The following is a 1,539-nucleotide window of genomic DNA, read 5'->3' as shown; positions in this document are numbered from 1 at the left end:
AACAGAAGAATAACCAGCTAAAATAACTCCTTTGTTTGCAGAACCAAATCCCATAGCATCAGCGATATTAGCATCAAGCTGTCCTTTTGACTCTCTTAAAGAAACAGAAGCTTGAGAGATAAAATTGTCTGCTCCAAAACCTGTAAAAGAAAGACCTGTACCACTTACTAAAATATCTCTACCATCATTTTTAACTAAAGATAAACGACCATAATTTTCCATCATATTTGGATTGATAAAGGCACCTCTACCAATACTTCCATCGATTTTAATCCCTCTACCTTCTCTTGAAGTAAGTAAAAGCTGTCCATTAGCATCGATCGAAGCTTCAACTCCAGTGGTATCTTTAACCGTATTGATTGCAGCAACTAAGGCTCCATTAGCATCACCATCTTTGTATTCTACTTTACCTATAGTTACTCCATTGATAGTAAAATTATCTGAAGTAGTTCCTTCTCTAACTGCTGATATACCTCTAGTTTCTACTGTAAAAGTAGCTCTAACACCTGTTTTATCAGCATTTTTATTGATCTCATCAGCTAAGGCTCCAAGTCCTGTTCCAACTGAAGTTGAAATCACAACTTTTTGGAATTTAAAATCATCTATACCGTTGTAGTTTTTAAGAGTAAATTGCACTTCGCCACTAGATGAAATTCTTCCTCCTGTTTCAAAGCGTGTTAAACCTATCTTAGAAGATTGAGTTGCTCCTATAGTAGCTTTTACAGTTTGATTTGAACTAGCACCGATTTGAAATTCTTGATTGATAAAATTTCCACTTAAAAGTTGCTTACCGTTAAATGAAGTAGTATTTGCTATATTGTCAAGTTCTTCCATTAAACGGTTGATATCTGCTTGAAGCATGGTTCTTGTTTTTAAACTTTGTCCATCTTGAGCTGCTTGAGTTGCCTTAGTTTTAATAGTATCTAAGATTTTAAGTTGCTCATCCATAGCCTTATCAGCAGTTTGCAAGATACCTAAAGCATCGTTACCATTAGATATAGCTTGACCTAAAGTATTAGCTTGAGATCTTAAACTATCTGCTATCGCCATCCCTGAAGCATCATCTGCTGCGGAGTTGATTCTAAGACCTGAACTAAGTCTGCTTAAAGAAGCATCTAAACTTTTGCTATTTAAATCAGAGTTTGCTTTAGCATTTAAAGCTGCAACATTGGTGTTAATACGAAATCCCATTTTAAATCCTTTTAAAAAAATTCAAGCTCATCCATGAACTTGTTAAATGCTATATCGTGCAATCAAAAAAATATTTTATACTTTAGAGCAATAAAATTTCATACTTTTGACAAAGACTTGTATTTTTGTTCTAACTTTTCCATAAAATAAAGCAACCATTCATGGTAAGCCTTGATGTAAGATGTGATAAAATGCGTCTTATCTTGTATATGAAGTTTTAATACATCAGCAATCATTTTTCCACGATAAGCAAAAGCTCCTCTTAAAACTTCATCCTGTATAAACTCATCTTCATCTAAAGAGTGATTGAAATTTTCTATATTTTGATAAACTTTTTCTAAAAATTCC

At 33.3% G+C, this 1,539-nt stretch carries 1 protein-coding gene and 1 pseudogene; both read right to left on the bottom strand.

Features of this window, described 5'->3' with window-relative positions:
• The coding region (locus tag ELQ04_RS08485) for a flagellin (RefSeq protein ID WP_134224520.1) at nt 1-1,191 on the bottom strand (1,191 nt) is incomplete at its 3' end.
• Between the two features lie 98 nt (nt 1,192-1,289).
• Nucleotides 1,290-1,539: pseudogene (locus ELQ04_RS08480) on the bottom strand (motility associated factor glycosyltransferase family protein); the annotation flags it as partial.

It is taken from the genome of Campylobacter sp. CH278, assembly GCF_004378845.1.
Classification (GTDB): Bacteria; Campylobacterota; Campylobacteria; order Campylobacterales; family Campylobacteraceae; genus Campylobacter_D; species Campylobacter_D jejuni.
The sequence above is the reverse complement of the archived record's forward strand: the minus strand, read 5'-3'. Positions and strand labels throughout refer to the sequence as shown.